Here is a 14,513-nt window from a genome sequence, read left to right on the forward strand (position 1 = left end):
GTGGAGGCCAAGGCCGACACCGACCCTCTCGGCACGCCGGTGGTCGCCCAGGCCGGCAACGCCGAGACCTTCGAGTCCGGCTCCGGCGGCAAGCGCGAAGCCGCCGCTCCTGCCGTGGAGGCCAAGGCCGACACCGATGCCGGTCAGCCCATCACCCCAAATGTCGGCGACGCCGCCGCGACGGCCTCGACCTCGGCGCCCGCCGAAGCCCGCCCCGGCCCGCAGACGGTCGCTCACCTGGCCGCCCAGATCGTCAAGAAGCTGGAAGGCCGCTCCACCCAGTTCGACGTCGCCCTCAATCCCGAAGGTCTCGGCCGGGTCGATGTCCGCATCGAGATCGGCGCCCAGGGCAAGCTCACCGCCTCCATGGCCTTCGAGAATCCCCTGGCCGCCGCCGAGCTGCGCAGCCGGGCCGGCGAACTCCAGAAGGCGCTGGAACAGGCGGGCTTCGACATCAGCGGCGGCATCCGCTTCGACGTCGCCGCCGATCGCGGCCAGGGCCAGGCCGGTCAGGGCCAGTTTGGCCAGGACGCTCAGAACAACGGCGGCGCCTGGCGCGGCAAGGCCTTCCAGGCCGCGCTCGACAGCGCAGACCAGACCGCCGACGCCGCGCTCTCGGGCGCCCTCAACCTCCAGCGACGGACCTTGTTGTCCGGCGTCGACGTGCGAATTTAGGAGTCGGCAGATGGTAGACGCCGTTTCAGGGCCAGCCGCCCAGACCGCCACCCAGTCAGGGACCAAGCGGCTCGCGGAGAGCTTCGACACCTTCCTCAACCTGCTGACCACGCAGTTGAAGAACCAGGACCCGCTGTCGCCCCTGGACTCGAACCAGTTCACCCAGCAGCTTGTCCAGATGACTGGCGTGGAGCAGCAGCTCTACGGCAACCAGCTCATGGAAAAGCTGGTGGCCAACACCGGCAGCGGCATCTCCACCGCGGTGGCCCTGATCGGCAAGGACGTCAAGGCCGGCACCGCCGAAAACGCCATCAAGGACGGCAAGGCCTCCTGGAACTACAACCTCAACCGCGCCGCCAACGACCTGAAGCTCGAGGTCGTCGATTCCCGGGGCCGCACGGTCTACAGCGAGGCCCCGGCCGACATGAAGGCCGGCGACCACGCCTTCAACTGGAACGGCAAGGACTCCAGCGGCAAGCAGCTGGACGACGGCGGCGCCTACACCCTGAGGGTCACGGCCAAGGACAGCGCCGGGACCGGCGTCATCTCCAAGGTCAACATTCGGGGTGTCGTCACCGGTGTCGAGCAGGTCGACGGCAAGACCCTGATCACCATCAACGGGGCGAAGATTCCCTGGGAGACGGTGACCTCGATCAACGAGGTCGCGTCCACGACCCCCGCCAAGCAGAACGACAACACGCTCATCCCGGACACCGAAGCGGCCGCCTAAGGCGGCTTTAGCTCCCCAACCCTTTGCGACCTCCGCAGAACGAAAGAAGGCAAACACCATGAGCATCAACAGTGCCATGCTCGCCGGCGTCTCGGGCCTGGTGTCGAACTCGTCGGCCCTGGCCGCCATCTCCGACAACATCGCCAACGTCAACACCACCGCCTACAAGCGCAATCAGGTGAACTTCGCCAACGTGGTGACCGCCCAGGCCGTCAAGGGCCGCTACTCCGCCGGGGGCGTGCAGGCGGTGACCCGTCAGTTCGTCGGCCAGCAGGGCCTGATCACCAGCGCCTCCTCGCCCACCGACCTCGGCATCTCGGGCGATGGCTTCTTCGTCGTCACCCAGAAGGCCAACGGTTTGACCGCAGCCGACAATCGCGTCTTCACCCGCTCGGGCTCGTTCAGCGTCGACGCCGACGGCTTCATGGTCAACGACGCCAAGCTCTATCTCCAGGGCTGGCCCGTGAAGGACGACGGCACGATCGACATCAACCCGTCCGACCTGACCAAGCTCAAGCCGATCAACGTCAAGAACCTGGGCGCCGCGGTGCGGCCCACCGCCAACGTCGCGCTCAACGCCAACGTCGACAAGCGCCTGCCCACGGCGCAGGTGGACCTGACGGCCTATGACGCCACCGCCCAGGCCACCAGCATGGCCGGCTACGCGGACGGCCAGAACACGGTCTACAAGCCCGACTTCACGATCGAGATGAACATCATCGACTCCACCGGCGGGTCGCACAAGATCGCCATGTCGTTCATCCACGACCCGTCGGTGACCAATGAATTCCGGGCCGAAATCTACACCATTCCGGGTTCGGAAATCGGCGACGGCTCCACCTCGGGCCTGATCAGCTCCGGCACGGTGCGGTTCACCGCCACCGGCCAGTTCGACAAGGACAACTCCACGGTCTTCGGCGCCCTGGGCGCGGACGCCGAGATCGTCCTGGGCGACTCCGACGGCGGCGCTTCGCCGGCCTGGGCCACCAACCTGGGCATCACCGGCCAGACCATCGCCTTCGACTTCGACCGTCTGGCCTCGCGTCCCGAGACCTCCTCGGTGACCCAGGTGAACTCTGACGGCGCCAGCGTCGGCAACGTGGTGGGCGTCGAGGTCGATGAGAACGGCGTCGTCTCGGCCATCTTCGACAACTCCGAGATCCGCCAGGTCGCCAAGATCGCCCTCGCCACCTTCCCCAACCCCGATGGCCTGACCCCGGTCAGCGGCAACGCCTATCGTCCGACCATCCAGAGCGGTGAGTTCGTTCTGAAGGAGCCGACGGTGGCCGGCGCCGGTCAAATCGCCGCCTCTACCCTGGAAGCCTCCACTGTCGACTTGTCGGCGGAGTTCACAGGACTGATCTCGACACAGAAAGCTTACTCAGCGTCCTCGAAGATCATCACCACCGCCGACCAAATGCTGGAAGAACTCATCAACATTAAGAGATAAGTCTTGGCGTTAATCAGCTTTAACTGGCGATGATATCTTAGACTGTACCATTTTAGTACATGGGGGAGTGGATGATTAGGCATTTCTTTACTATTGCGATTCACCGGCTGTTATGGCCTGCGCCGTATAGTCCCTCCGAATTGTGATGGTGGGAAAGGCGTAAAGCCATGTTGCAACAACAACAGCAGACCCGGACGAACAGCCGAGGCGAGCAATATGTGATCGGTCCGACGGGGGTTCCGTTGACGATCGCCGATCTGCCGCCGGTGGACACCGGGCGCTGGGTTATCCGGCGGAAGGCCGAAGTGGTCGCTGCCGTCCGCGGCGGGCTGCTGACGCTCGACGAGGCGTGCGAACGCTACTCTCTGACCAACGAGGAATTCCTCGCCTGGCAGAAATCCATCGACCGCCACGGTTTGGCGGGTCTGCGGACCACGCGTCTGCAACAGTATCGCTGACCTCAACTCCCCCAAGATTGACGTTCGCGATGCGGCCGCCCCGAGCAATCGGGGCGGCCGCACCCGTTCTGGAACCCTGTTATGCGATGGCATGACTCCCGCACGGCAGCGCCTCAACGACGGTGTTGGAGGGGTTGGACGTGTCGAAACAGGACGGAATGTGGTTCGGGTTGGCAGGCGGCCTGGTCTGGGGCGCTTCGACGCTCTTCTATGTGGTCTTCGCCAAGGGCGTGATCGAGCACGCCTTCTGGTTCTATGTCGTCAACGCCGCCCTGGTGGCCATGGCGCTCGCCCTGTTCTTCCACATCACCGTCCGCTTCCTCGCCACGCCGCGGCGACACCGGCGACTGGCGGCCCTGTTCTTCGCCGCACCGGGCCTGGTGGGCGCCATGCTGCTGGGTCTGAACTTCTCGACGGTCCTGCCGCAGCTGCCGCCGGAGAGCCACGGCCGCTACATCGCGCTCGTGCTGGTGGCCTACGCCATCATGATGGTCGAGGCGCTCGAGCCCAAGCCTAAACGGGCTCTCAAGAATTAGAGCGTGACGGGCGCCGAAACCGGCGTCCACTTTCGGCTGTCACGCTCTTGGCCAGGGGCTGAGGTCCGACAGCTTGCGGATCGTCACGGCGATCCGCTCCCGCTCTCCCGCCCGCCGCTCCACCAGCAGCCGCGCCACCTGGGCGTCGTCGTGGAAGGCGTAGCCCTTGATGGAATCCAGGATCGCCTTGGCCAGGTTGTCGAGATCCATCCAGGGCGGATCGCCCACATACTCCATGACGATCTCCACGGAGAACTCGCCCCAGGCGGGCCGCGATCCGCGCCAGGCCTTGCGGAAGAACTCGTGGATCAGCGGCTTGTAGACCTTGGCCTGGGTGGACAGGCCATCGACCATGACCTCCATCATCCCCTCGCTTTCGCGGGCGCGCACCTTGGCGTGATGGGTCCAGCCGTCGTCCATGGGCCCCCTCTTAGACAGCTTTAGCCAGCGCCAGAACCCTTGCGCTCCGGCGGAGCCCGTTTAAACCGGCGCATCGACCTGACAGGAGGCCAGACCATGACCGCGACCCGTACCGAATCCGACACCTTCGGCCCGATCGAGGTCGCCTCCGACGTCTATTGGGGCGCCCAGGCCCAGCGCAGCATCCAGAATTTCAAGATCGGCTGGGAGAAGCAGCCCCTGCCGGTCGTCCGCGCGCTCGGCATCGTCAAGCGCGCCGCCGCCGAGGCCAATATGGAGCTCGGCCGCCTGGATCCGAAAATCGGCGCGGCCATCGTCGCCGCCGCCCAGGAGGTCATCGACGGCAAGCTGAACGACCACTTCCCGCTCTCGGTCTGGCAGACCGGCTCAGGCACCCAGTCCAACATGAACGCCAACGAGGTGATCTCGAACCGCGCCATCGAGATGCTGGGCGGGGTGATGGGCTCCAAGAGCCCGGTCCACCCCAACGACCACGTCAATATGAGCCAGTCGTCCAACGACACCTATCCGACCGCCATGCACATCGCCTGCGCCGAGCAGGTGGCCAAGGAGGTCATGCCGGCTCTTGAGCACCTGCACGCCGCCCTGAAGGTCAAGACCAAGGCCTTCGCCCACATCATCAAGATCGGCCGCACCCACACCCAGGACGCCACCCCCCTGACGCTGGGCCAGGAATTCTCCGGTTACTCTCAGCAGATCGCCAACGGCGTGCGCCGCATCAAGGACACCCTGGCCGGCCTCTACGAACTGGCCCAGGGCGGCACCGCCGTCGGCACCGGCCTCAACGCGCCGGTGGGCTTCGCCGAGCTGGTGGCCGCCAAGATCGCGGCCATCACCCACCTGCCCTTCGTCACCGCCCCCAACAAGTTCGAGGCGCTCGCCGCCCACGACGCCATGGTCTTCAGCCACGGCGCGCTCAACACCATGGCCGGCAGCCTGTTCAAGATCGCCAACGATATCCGCTTCCTCGGCTCCGGCCCCCGTTCAGGCCTAGGCGAGCTCTCCCTGCCGGAAAACGAGCCGGGCTCCTCGATCATGCCGGGCAAGGTCAATCCGACCCAGTGCGAGGCCCTGACCATGGTCTGCACCCAGGTGTTCGGAAACCACTCGACCATGACCTTCGCCGGCGCCTCGGGGCACTTCGAGCTGAACGTCTTCAACCCCGTCATGGCCTACAACTTCCTGCAGTCCTGCCGCCTGTTGGCCGACGCCTCCATCAGCTTTACCGACAACTGCGTGGCCGGCATCGAGGCCCGCGAGGACAACATCAAGGCCGCCCTCGACCGCTCCCTGATGCTGGTCACCGCCCTGGCGCCGAAGATCGGCTATGACGCGGCGGCCAAGATCGCCAAGACCGCCCACAAGAACGGCACCACCCTGCGCGAGGAAGCCGTCGGCGGCGGCTACGTCACCGACGCCGAGTTCGACGAGGTCGTGCGGCCGGAGAACATGATCCACCCCGGGTGATGCTGGCCCCTACTCCGCGGCGTAGACCAGCGGGTGGGCGTGGGCCCAGAGGTGGGCGCGGTAGGTTTCGAAGCATTGTTCGCCGCAGATCAGGCGCATCACCGCCCCCTCGGCGATATGCCGGGCGCACTCGGGCGTCTCGGTCACCAGCGGGACCAGAGCCTCGGCGTTCCAGGCCCTGGAGTGCTCGACGTCCAGGTGGGCGTGCAGGGCGAAGTACTTGCGCCCCTCGGGGCTGACCCCCAGGCGCTTCAGACCGGCGTCCACCGCCCCCACGCGGGTCGGCGCCGTCAGCTCCACCACGCCGAGAGCCCCGATCGACTGGTAGGTGTATCGTCGGGTCGTGGCGAAGGCGGTCATGACATTGGCCAGGCACAGCGACTGCCACAGCGTGGAGTCGATGGTGGGCGTAAGCTCCAGGCCCTCGGTGGTGCGTTCCAGCATCGGGCCGTGCATGCCGCCATAGCTGCCGCGGCCCATCTCGTCCCAATAGTTGCGGGCCAGTTCCAGCTTCGGCCGGGCCGGCAGCTTGACCTGGGTCAGGGCCACCAGGTCGTCGAATCCGGCTTCCCCGGCCGCTTCCTGGGTGAGGAACCAGCGCATGTCGTGGATGCTGGCGTCGTTTTCGAGCCATGCGAACAGCGGGTCCCACTGGCCGGGGCCGGAGGTCTTCAAGTCTTCAAACCAGGCGATGAAGCCGTCGGGATCGGCAGGCGCGCCGGCCACCAGCGGCGCGATCTGCTCGCGGAAGGCCTCGATGAAAGCGCCTTCGAAGTGCTTCATCCGTGCTTCTTCGGCTACCTGCGCGCGCCAATCGTCGGACGGCGTGGCCACCGCCAGCCGGCGATGGTTCCAGTGGGCCAGGCCCTTGTGTAGGGTCTCGGCGTCGGGGAATTGCGGGTTGAAGGCGCCCAGGCGCGACAGACGTTCACCACCAAACACGAAACACTCTCCCTTACTTGGACAGTAGGAGCGTTCGAATGGCGGGCAGGTTCCTGTGGCTGCTGCCCGACACGGCGACCCTACCACCGTTCAGCGCCGAGGTCAGCGCAGGCGGCTGACCGCGAAGTCGGCGAGGTCTTCCAAGGCCGGGCGCCAGCTGTTGTTGGTGGAGAATTCGGCCAGTTCGCCCTTGGCCTTGCCGGCATAGTCGGCGGCCAGGTCCAGGGTGGCGTCCAGGGCGCCGACGCCGGTGATCAGGTCGCGGGCGCGTTCGAAGTCGCCGTCAGCCTGCTCCAGCCGCGCCACCGCGCGATCCCAGAAGGCCTTCTCCGCCGCCCCGGTGCGGGCGATGGCCAGCAGCAGGGGCAGGGTCGCCTTGCCTTCGCGGAAATCGTCGCCGGGGTTCTTGCCCAGGTCCTTGCTGATCCCGCTGTAGTCCAGGCTGTCGTCCACCAGCTGGAAGGCGACGCCCAGGTCCTGGCCGTATTTGCGCAGGGCTAAGCATTGCTCAGGGCTGGCCCCGGCGGAGACCGCGCCGGCCTCTGCGGCGGCGGCGAACAGCTCGGCGGTCTTGGCCTTGATGATCTCCAGGTACATGTCCTGGTGCAGGTTCAGGTCGTGGGCGCGGGTCAGCTGCAACACCTCGCCCTCGGCGATCACCCGGCTGGCGCGCGCCAGGATCTCAAGCGCCTGCATCGAGCCGGCCTCGACCATCAGTTCAAAGGCGCGGGCGAACAGGAAGTCCCCCACCAGCACGCTGGCCGGCGCGCCCCAGATCAGGTGGGCGGCGACCTTGCCCCGTCGCAGCTCCGAGGAGTCCACCACGTCGTCGTGCAGCAGGGTCGCGGTGTGAATGAACTCCACGGCCGCGGCCAGTTTCAGGCAGGAATCGTCCTGGGCGCCCGACAGGCGCGCCGCGGCGATGGTCAGCAGGGGGCGCAGCCGCTTGGCCGAGCCGCCGATCAGATGTTCGGCCAGGGCTGGAATCACCGCCACCGGGCTCTGCATCCGGTCGCGGATCAGGGCGTCGACACCGGCCATGTCGGGCCGCGCGAGCTCCAGAAGACCGTCGATGGACACGGGCTTTCGGGTGACCGGGGCGCTGACTGCGTCCACGAGGGCTCCTGGTCTAGGCAACGGCGAGACGGGGGGACCGCCGTTTGCGGGGACAATGGTGACGCGATAAGGCACGGTCAAGGAGAGCACAACGCCCCACCGTTCCGATATGGCGATTACGAGTCCCCGACCCGACATGGACGCAACACCCGAAGACCGCCTGCTGGACGGCCGCGTTCGCCTGCGCCAGGCCTTGGGCGGCTATCGCGCCGGCCTGGACGCAGCCCTGCTGGCGGCCGCCTGCGACGCCCCGGACGGCGCACGCGTGCTTGAGGCGGGATGTGGGGTGGGCGGCGCCCTGCTGGCCGCCGCGGCCCGGCGTCCACTGACCTCATTCGTCGGGCTGGAGCGCGATCCCGCCGCCGCGGCGCTGGCGCGTGAGAACGTGGCGCTCAACGATTTTGCGGACCGCGTCGAGATATTGGAGGGCGATGTCGCCCTGCCCTTCAAGGCCCTCGGTCTGCCGCCCTTCGACGCCGTGATGGCCAATCCGCCCTTCTTCGACGATCCAACGGCCCTGCGCGCGCCAGCAGCGGCCAAGCAGGGCGCCTGGATGGCGGACGGCGGCCTCGCGGCCTGGACGGGTTTCCTGCTGAAGGCGGTGCGCGAAGGCGGGACGATCACCCTGATCCACCGCGCCGATCGCTTGGCCGACATCCTGGCCCTGCTAGCGCCCAAGGCCGGCTCGTTCCAGGTCCGGCCGGTCCACGCCCATGCTGACGCGTCCGCGAAACGCGTTCTGGTCCGCGCCCTCAAGACCGGCAAGGCTCCACTCGCCTTGCTGCCGCCTCTGGTGCTGCACCCAAGCGAGGGCGCCAAGCACACGGCCGAGGCCGAAGCGATCCTGCGGGGCGCCGCCAGCTTGGCCTGGACCTAGGTCCAATCCACATTCAGGGATTCACGCAAGGCTTGATGCGTGATTCATAGGTCTCCGCTTTGGGCGGAGGTTTATGATGGGTGTGAAGCGTTACGAGCTGACGGACGCGCAATGGGTGCGGATCGCACCGCTGTTGCCTGGCAAGGTTGGTGATCCAGGGCGGAGCGGCGCCGACAACCGATTGTTCGTAAACGGGGTTTTGTGGGTGCTGCGGTCGGGGGCGTTTTGGCAGCACCTCCCCGAACGCTATGGCAAGTGGAAGACCATCCATGCTCGCTTCACTCGTTGGGCCAAGGCTGGCGTCTGGGAGAAGGTGTTCGCCGACCTAATCAAAGACCGGGACAACCAGTATCTGATGTTGGACTCGACCCTGGTCAGGGCTCACCAGCAGGCGACCACCGGCCGGGGCTCCGGTCAAAAAAAAGGGGCCTCGATCCGGCTGTGGGGCGTTCCCGAGGTGGACTGACCACCAAGGTCCACATGGCCTGCGACAGCTTGGGACGGCCGGTGCGGTTCCTAATCGCGCCGGGCCAGAGCCACGACATGCTCGCTGTCCCCGCTCTGCTCGAAGGCCACAAGCCCAAGGCCGTCCTGGCCGATCGGGCCTACGACGCCAACACGCTGCGCCAGCACCTGGACCAGATCGGCGCCGTCGCCGTCATTCCTTCCACCCGCTCTCGAAAGACCCCGATCCCACACGATCCGGTGGTCTACAAACTCAGGAATCGCATCGAACGCTGCTTCAACAAGCTCAAGCACTTTCGGCGCTTCGCAACACGCTATGACCGCCTGGCCAGTCACTACCTGGCCTTCATCCATCTCGCCGCCGTCATGCTGTGGCTGCGCTGAATGTGGATTCGTCCTAGTCGAAGATGTCGAACAGATCGAACTTCTTCTTGCGCCGGTAGGCGGGGTGCCGATCATCGTCGTCATAGTCCCGACGAGGCCGCTCGGGCTCGCGCCAGATGCGCGGCGCGGCGCTCTCCTGGGCCGGCGCGTCGCCACGCCCGGCGGCGATCAGCTTCTCGAGTTCGCCGCGGTCCAGCCACACGCCACGGCAGGCCGGACACATGTCGAACTCCACGGCCTGACGGCTGATGGCGGACATCGAGGTGTTGCAGTTGGGGCAAAGCAGCAGGGGCATTGGATGGGGCGCTCCATGACATCCGATGAAGGATGGGTGCGCCCGAAGACCGGAACCGAGGACTGGGGGGCCAAACCTACAAGGACCCAGCATCGAGCGCACCCGATGCAGTCCGACATCACGATCCGCTCGGGGAGGAGAGCTATGGATCGCCAGAGGGGCCCGGCCTGCCACACTGACCTAGGAAGCCACCTTGGATTTCGAAAGGGTCGGCCAGGTCTTTTTTTGTCGCCCCCTGGCGGGCGGGCCCGCCCGCCGTCTAACCTCCCGCCGGTGGAAATCGCATTGGGGGGGCGCGTGACCGGACCTTGGGAGCCTGAAGACACCGAGCCGTCCCGCAATGGCGTCGCGCCGGTCCGGCTGTTGATCTGGCTCGCCGCAATGGCCGCCGTGATCGTAGGGGTGTGGCTGCTCTTCCAGGCGTTCCCGGGGGTGATCAGCACGCCGGAGGATTGGGGCTGGGTAGGCTGGGGCGTCTTCATGATGGCGCTCTTCTCCTCCGCCTTGCTCGACACCGGCCGCATCCGCTGGGCGGAGAAGGCGCGCCATGCCGCCATCTGGGCGGCGATCCTGGCGGTTCTGATTCTGGGGGTGACCTACCGCACGGAACTCGCCGGGGTGGGACAGCGGGTGCGCATGACCCTTTCGTCGTCCTATCCTGTCGCCACCGGCCCGCGCGAACTGGTGGTCACCGCCGGCGACGGGGGCCACTTCCTGGTCATGGGCAAGGTCAACGGGCAGCTCGTCCGCTTCCTGGTGGACACCGGCGCCAGCGAAACCGTCCTGAGCCCCGCCGACGCTCGGCGGGTGGGGATCGACACCGCCGCCCTGAAGTTTGATCGGCCCTCGGAAACCGCCAACGGCGTGGGCTACGGCGCGGCCTTCCAGGCCGACAGTCTCTCGGTGGGCACGATCGCCTTCAACAAGGTCCCGATCATGATCAACCAGGCGCCGATGAGCAGCTCCCTGCTGGGCATGACCTTCCTGCGCCGGCTTGAGAGCTTCCAGGTCAAGGGGGACAAGCTGTATCTGACGGCCCGGGAATGATGGCCGGGCCTGACTAGGCGACCGCGCCGCCGGCCAGGGCATGCCGCCGGTCCAGGGAGCCCAGGATGAACATCCCGAGGCGCTCGGCCGCCAGGGGGCTGGCGGTGCGGGCCTTGAGCAGGGCGACTTCCGCGTCCTCCAGCCGTGGAAGTCCCTCGGCAGCGCCCAACACCTTCAGATCGGGCGGTATCATGTCCCGAGGCAGGACGGTCAGGCCAAGCCCGGCCCGCAAGGCCGCGTGCTGGCCCGCCAGGGAGGGGCTGGTATAGGCCGCTCGCCAGCTCCGCCCCTGGGCGTCGAGGGCCGCCACGGCGCGCCTGCGATAAACACACGGCGCGGGCGCCAGCACGAGTGGCGCCGCTTCGTCGGGCTTCAGCACCGCCGCGTCGGCTGCGGCCCAGACCAGCGGTTCGCGCCAGACCCGCACCCCGAGATCCGGGCCCAGAGGCTCCCGTTTCACCAAGGCCAAGTCCAGGGCGCCGTCTCGCAGGCGGTCCAGTAGATTCAAGGTCAGGTCGCAGGTCACAGAGAGCGCGACGCGCGGGTGGGCGCGCGCGAACTCGCCCAGGATTTCCGGCAGGTGGACGGTCGCGAAATCCTCTGGCGCGCCCAACCTCACCTCCCCTTCGAGGTCGTCCCCCCTGAGCTCCGCGACGATCTCATCATTGACCCTCAGCAGCCGCCGGGCCTGAGGCAGGAAGGCCTCCCCCGCCGCGGTCAGGCTCACATGGCGCGGATCGCGTGAGAGCAGCGCCGTCCCAAATCGCCCCTCCAGGCGCTGCACCTGAAGACTGACAGCCGACTGGCTGCGGCCCAGCCGCTCTCCGGCGCGGGTGAAACTCCGCGCCTCCGCCACGGTGACGAACGCCCGCACCAGATCGAGGTCAAGATTTACAAATCGACTCATGGGTTACTCCACAATTTCACTTCTTAATGATGATCATGACGCCTTTCAACGGGTCCTCGTGACCTTCGGGCCCTATGAGCAGGCCCCGAACGCGGCCGATGTCGCCAAGGACCAAAGGGACCAACATGATCGACGCGCTGTCGGCCGCCGCACATCTCGGGCTGCAGAATCTGCTCACGCCGGCGGTGCTGTTCTTCCTCCTGGGAATGACTGCTGGGATTGCGCGCTCCGACCTGGCGCTTCCAGAGGCCTCGGTGAAGACCTTCGCCCTCTATCTGATGCTCTGCATCGGCTTCAAGGGCGGGGTCGAAGCCGCGCGGGCAGGGCTCAGCCCGGATTTCCTGCGCGCCGGTTTGGCGGGTCTGGGCCTGAGCCTGACCTTCCCCCTGCTGGCCTTTCCCCTGCTGCGCCGGGTCGGAGGCCTGGACAGGGCGACGGCGGCGGCGACAGCGGCGGCCTTTGGATCGGTGTCCGTGGTCACCTTCGCCGCCGGGTCGGACTTCCTGAGAACCCAGGGACAGGCCTTCGGAGGCTACATGGCCGCGGTGCTGGCTCTGATGGAGGCGCCGGCCATCCTCACCGGGCTGCTGCTGGCGCGGCCGGGCGGCTCTGGGCCTGGGCGCGGCTCGATCCTGCGCGAGGTCCTGCTGGGCGGCCCAGCCCTGGTGCTGGCCGGAAGCTTCCTGATCGGCCTGCTGACGGGCGAGCGCGGCTTGGTCAAGCTCGACCTCTTCGTCAATCCGCTGTTCCAGGGCGTCCTCTGCCTGTTCCTGCTGGAAATGGGCCTGACGGCGGCCCGTAGCCTTGGACTCGGCGCCCGCTTGCCGATCCCCCTGCTGGCCCTCGGCGTTCTACTGCCTCTGTTGGGCGCGACCGTCGGCCTGGGCGCGGCCTGGCTCGCGCGACTGTCGGTGGGAGACGCGACTCTACTCACCCTGCTGGCGGCCTCGGCGTCCTACATCGCCGTTCCGGCCGCGATGCGCCTGGCCGCGCCGGAGGCCCGGCCGGCGGTCTACCTCAGTCTGGCCCTGGGCGTGGCCTTCCCCTTCAACCTGATCCTTGGCATTCCGCTCTATCGGGCCGCCGCCGCCGCTATCTTGCCATCCTGAGGCGGCTCGCCTTTCACAGGCCACCTGCTAGAGGAGGCGCTGGTCGCCTCAGGACAGAAGAGCTTCGTCATGCCCGTCACAGCCACCGTGCCGGTGATCGATCTGGCCGCGCCGCCCGCGCGGGTTCGCGACCAGCTCGCCCGCGCCTGCGCCGACTGGGGGTTTTTCCACCTGACCAACCACGGCGTCGATCCGGTTCTGATGGCGGCGGTGATCGCCGAGGCGCGGGGCCTGTTCGCGGCGCCCGCGGCCGACAAGCGGGCGCTGAGCCGCAGCCGCGACAACCCGTGGGGCTATTACGACCGCGAACTCACCAAGAACCGGCGCGACAAGAAGGAGATCTTCGACATCGGGCCCGACGTGGCGGGGTTCCCGCCGACCGGCGACGCCTTCACGGGCGCCACTCCGTTCCCGCCGTGGCGAACCGCCTTCGAGCCAACCGCCCGGGCCTACACCGCCGCCTGCGAGGCCCTGTGCCTCAGGCTGCTCTCGGTGATCGCGTCAGGCCTTGGGGTCGGCTCCGGGGCGCTGGCGCCGGCCTTCGAAGGCGACCACACCAGTTTTCTGCGGCTCAACCACTATCCCACCTCCGACCCTATGGGAGACGAGGCCGCCGCGCCGCCGGGCCTGGGCATTCATCACCACACCGACGCCGGCGCGATCACTCTGCTGCTCACCGACGGCGTGCCCGGGCTCCAGGTCCTGAAGGACGACGTCTGGCGGCCGGTGGACCCCGTCCCTGGCGGGCTGATCGTCAATCTCGGCGACATGGTCCAGGTCTGGTCCAACGACGCCTATCAGGCGCCCCTGCATCAGGTCCTGGCGATGGAGGACAGCGAGCGGTTCAGCCTCGCCTACTTCTTCAATCCGGCCTATTCCGCCGTCATCCGACCACTCGGGGCGCCTGCCCGCTACCGCGACCTGCCCTGGGGCGAGTTCCGTCGCCGCCGCGCCGACGGTGACTTCGCCGACTACGGCGCCGAGGTGCAGATCAGCGACTACCGCGCATAGAAAAGGGGCCGGACCTGGGCCCGACCCCTCTTGTCTCCGGATGGCCAGCCGCCACTAGTTGCGCGCGGTGTCCACCAGCTTGTTCTTGGTGACCGGCTGCGAGCAGCTTAGCAAAATCAAAGACTTAGAAGCGAAATCGCTCCCCACGTGTAGCGTCGCTGTGTAGCAGTTTCGAGCCGAGTGGCAAGGCTATGTGGAGAACGGGAGCCAAACGCTTTTGTCATACCCATCGTACCCTGGGTGGCTGCTCCATTCGCACTTCCCGCAAGTTTGGTAGTAGTCCCCCTCGGGTGGGATGTCCCGGTCGTAGTGGCTGCGGATGTTGCGCGAAGAGCAGCGCGGGCATTGCTCGGTCTTGTCTGTCCTTTGCCGTACTAGGAGTTGGATCAGGTGGCCCGTCACCGTGTCGCACGTGTGAGCGGCGATGGATGCGGCGCTCTTGTTGGCGTCCCGGTCGTGTGTGACCCAGTTAACCAGGCCCCATGTCTTGTCGCACAGCGCCTTCATGAAGCTGCGCAGTTCCTTGTTGCGGTCGCCGGGGCACAGGTGATCCAGCAGAACCGTGACCTCCGCGCTCCCCCAGAGCCCCACGAGGTCAGCGGG

General features: G+C 67.1%; 16 protein-coding genes and 1 pseudogene. 11 read left to right on the forward strand and 6 right to left on the reverse strand.

Going from position 1 to position 14,513, the window contains the following annotated elements; translation table 11 throughout:
- The 5 genes from AAC997_RS11785 to AAC997_RS11805 all read left to right on the forward strand — a co-directional run.
- On the forward strand, positions 1-675 hold a 675-nt coding region (locus AAC997_RS11785; protein WP_340645891.1), incomplete at its 5' end, for a flagellar hook-length control protein FliK.
- Between the two features lie 10 nt (positions 676-685).
- On the forward strand, positions 686-1,405 hold the full coding sequence (locus AAC997_RS11790; RefSeq protein WP_340645892.1) for a flagellar hook assembly protein FlgD: 720 nt from the start codon (positions 686-688) through the stop codon (positions 1,403-1,405).
- A 58-nt stretch (positions 1,406-1,463) separates the two neighbouring features.
- A complete protein-coding gene (locus tag AAC997_RS11795; RefSeq protein ID WP_340645893.1) occupies positions 1,464-2,855 on the forward strand; it encodes a flagellar hook protein FlgE in 1,392 nt (463 codons plus the stop codon).
- A gap of 167 nt (positions 2,856-3,022) precedes the next feature.
- Positions 3,023-3,313, forward strand: a complete 291-nt coding sequence (locus AAC997_RS11800) for a DUF1153 domain-containing protein (RefSeq protein ID WP_340645894.1) — start codon at positions 3,023-3,025, stop codon at positions 3,311-3,313.
- Between the two features lie 140 nt (positions 3,314-3,453).
- Complete coding sequence (locus tag AAC997_RS11805) at positions 3,454-3,849, forward strand: DUF5367 family protein (protein WP_340645895.1); 396 nt, start codon at positions 3,454-3,456, stop codon at positions 3,847-3,849.
- 39 nt (positions 3,850-3,888) lie between these two features.
- Here AAC997_RS11805 and AAC997_RS11810 read toward each other — a convergent pair whose 3' ends face one another.
- Complete coding sequence (locus AAC997_RS11810; protein WP_340645896.1) at positions 3,889-4,269, reverse strand: RusA family crossover junction endodeoxyribonuclease; 381 nt, start codon at positions 4,267-4,269, stop codon at positions 3,889-3,891.
- 96 nt (positions 4,270-4,365) lie between these two features.
- Between AAC997_RS11810 and fumC the strand changes: the two genes are divergently transcribed.
- Entirely contained in the window at positions 4,366-5,757 is a 1,392-nt protein-coding gene (gene fumC, locus AAC997_RS11815; protein WP_340645897.1) for a class II fumarate hydratase, read from the forward strand.
- 9 nt (positions 5,758-5,766) lie between these two features.
- Here the strand turns inward: fumC and AAC997_RS11820 are convergent, their stop codons facing one another.
- Both AAC997_RS11820 and AAC997_RS11825 read right to left on the reverse strand, forming a co-directional pair.
- A complete protein-coding gene (locus tag AAC997_RS11820; protein WP_340645898.1) occupies positions 5,767-6,699 on the reverse strand; it encodes an iron-containing redox enzyme family protein in 933 nt (310 codons plus the stop codon).
- A 102-nt stretch (positions 6,700-6,801) separates the two neighbouring features.
- The gene (locus tag AAC997_RS11825; protein WP_340645906.1) at positions 6,802-7,773 is read right to left on the reverse strand and encodes a polyprenyl synthetase family protein; all 972 of its coding nucleotides are present in this window, start codon (positions 7,771-7,773) and stop codon (positions 6,802-6,804) included.
- A gap of 178 nt (positions 7,774-7,951) precedes the next feature.
- On the opposite strand from AAC997_RS11825, the gene AAC997_RS11830 reads away from it, so the two are divergent.
- Together AAC997_RS11830 and AAC997_RS11835 are read left to right on the forward strand one after the other, a co-directional pair.
- Positions 7,952-8,692 carry a methyltransferase gene (locus AAC997_RS11830; RefSeq protein WP_340645899.1) on the forward strand — a complete coding sequence of 247 codons (741 nt, stop codon included), beginning with the start codon at positions 7,952-7,954 and terminating at the stop codon, positions 8,690-8,692.
- Between the two features lie 82 nt (positions 8,693-8,774).
- Positions 8,775-9,541: pseudogene (locus AAC997_RS11835) on the forward strand (IS5 family transposase).
- A 13-nt stretch (positions 9,542-9,554) separates the two neighbouring features.
- Here AAC997_RS11835 and AAC997_RS11840 read toward each other — a convergent pair.
- Entirely contained in the window at positions 9,555-9,836 is a 282-nt protein-coding gene (locus tag AAC997_RS11840; protein ID WP_340645900.1) for a zf-TFIIB domain-containing protein, read from the reverse strand.
- A gap of 297 nt (positions 9,837-10,133) precedes the next feature.
- Here AAC997_RS11840 and AAC997_RS11845 point away from each other — a divergent pair, with 297 nt between their 5' ends.
- Entirely contained in the window at positions 10,134-10,883 is a 750-nt protein-coding gene (locus AAC997_RS11845; RefSeq protein WP_340645901.1) for a TIGR02281 family clan AA aspartic protease, read from the forward strand.
- 13 nt (positions 10,884-10,896) lie between these two features.
- Here AAC997_RS11845 and AAC997_RS11850 read toward each other — a convergent pair whose 3' ends face one another.
- Positions 10,897-11,790, reverse strand: a complete 894-nt coding sequence (locus AAC997_RS11850; RefSeq protein WP_340645902.1) for a LysR substrate-binding domain-containing protein — start codon at positions 11,788-11,790, stop codon at positions 10,897-10,899.
- A 125-nt stretch (positions 11,791-11,915) separates the two neighbouring features.
- Here AAC997_RS11850 and AAC997_RS11855 point away from each other — a divergent pair, with 125 nt between their 5' ends.
- Together AAC997_RS11855 and AAC997_RS11860 are read left to right on the forward strand one after the other, a co-directional pair.
- Entirely contained in the window at positions 11,916-12,899 is a 984-nt protein-coding gene (locus AAC997_RS11855; RefSeq protein WP_340645903.1) for a sodium-dependent bicarbonate transport family permease, read from the forward strand.
- 69 nt (positions 12,900-12,968) lie between these two features.
- On the forward strand, positions 12,969-13,910 hold the full coding sequence (locus tag AAC997_RS11860) for a 2OG-Fe(II) oxygenase family protein (protein WP_340645904.1): 942 nt from the start codon (positions 12,969-12,971) through the stop codon (positions 13,908-13,910).
- Positions 13,911-14,099: 189 nt separating this feature from the next.
- Here the strand turns inward: AAC997_RS11860 and AAC997_RS11865 are convergent.
- Positions 14,100-14,513 (reverse strand): hypothetical protein (locus tag AAC997_RS11865; RefSeq protein WP_340645905.1); only part of this gene is annotated, 414 nt, incomplete at its 5' end.

It is taken from the genome of Phenylobacterium sp. (genome assembly GCF_037968635.1).
Taxonomy (GTDB): Bacteria; Pseudomonadota; Alphaproteobacteria; order Caulobacterales; family Caulobacteraceae; genus Phenylobacterium.

Bases quoted from the DNA above. Each gene is read 5' to 3' on its own strand.
- AAC997_RS11790 (WP_340645892.1), top strand. From the start codon at position 686: ATGGTAGACGCCGTTTCAGGGCCAGCCGCCCAGACCGCCACCCAGTCA.
- AAC997_RS11795 (WP_340645893.1), top strand. From the start codon at position 1,464: ATGAGCATCAACAGTGCCATGCTCGCCGGCGTCTCGGGCCTGGTGTCG.
- AAC997_RS11800 (WP_340645894.1), top strand. From the start codon at position 3,023: ATGTTGCAACAACAACAGCAGACCCGGACGAACAGCCGAGGCGAGCAA.
- AAC997_RS11810 (WP_340645896.1), bottom strand. From the start codon at position 4,269: ATGGACGACGGCTGGACCCATCACGCCAAGGTGCGCGCCCGCGAAAGC.
- fumC (WP_340645897.1), top strand. From the start codon at position 4,366: ATGACCGCGACCCGTACCGAATCCGACACCTTCGGCCCGATCGAGGTC.
- AAC997_RS11830 (WP_340645899.1), top strand. From the start codon at position 7,952: ATGGACGCAACACCCGAAGACCGCCTGCTGGACGGCCGCGTTCGCCTG.
- AAC997_RS11840 (WP_340645900.1), bottom strand. From the start codon at position 9,836: ATGCCCCTGCTGCTTTGCCCCAACTGCAACACCTCGATGTCCGCCATC.
- AAC997_RS11850 (WP_340645902.1), bottom strand. From the start codon at position 11,790: ATGAGTCGATTTGTAAATCTTGACCTCGATCTGGTGCGGGCGTTCGTC.
- AAC997_RS11855 (WP_340645903.1), top strand. From the start codon at position 11,916: ATGATCGACGCGCTGTCGGCCGCCGCACATCTCGGGCTGCAGAATCTG.
- AAC997_RS11860 (WP_340645904.1), top strand. From the start codon at position 12,969: ATGCCCGTCACAGCCACCGTGCCGGTGATCGATCTGGCCGCGCCGCCC.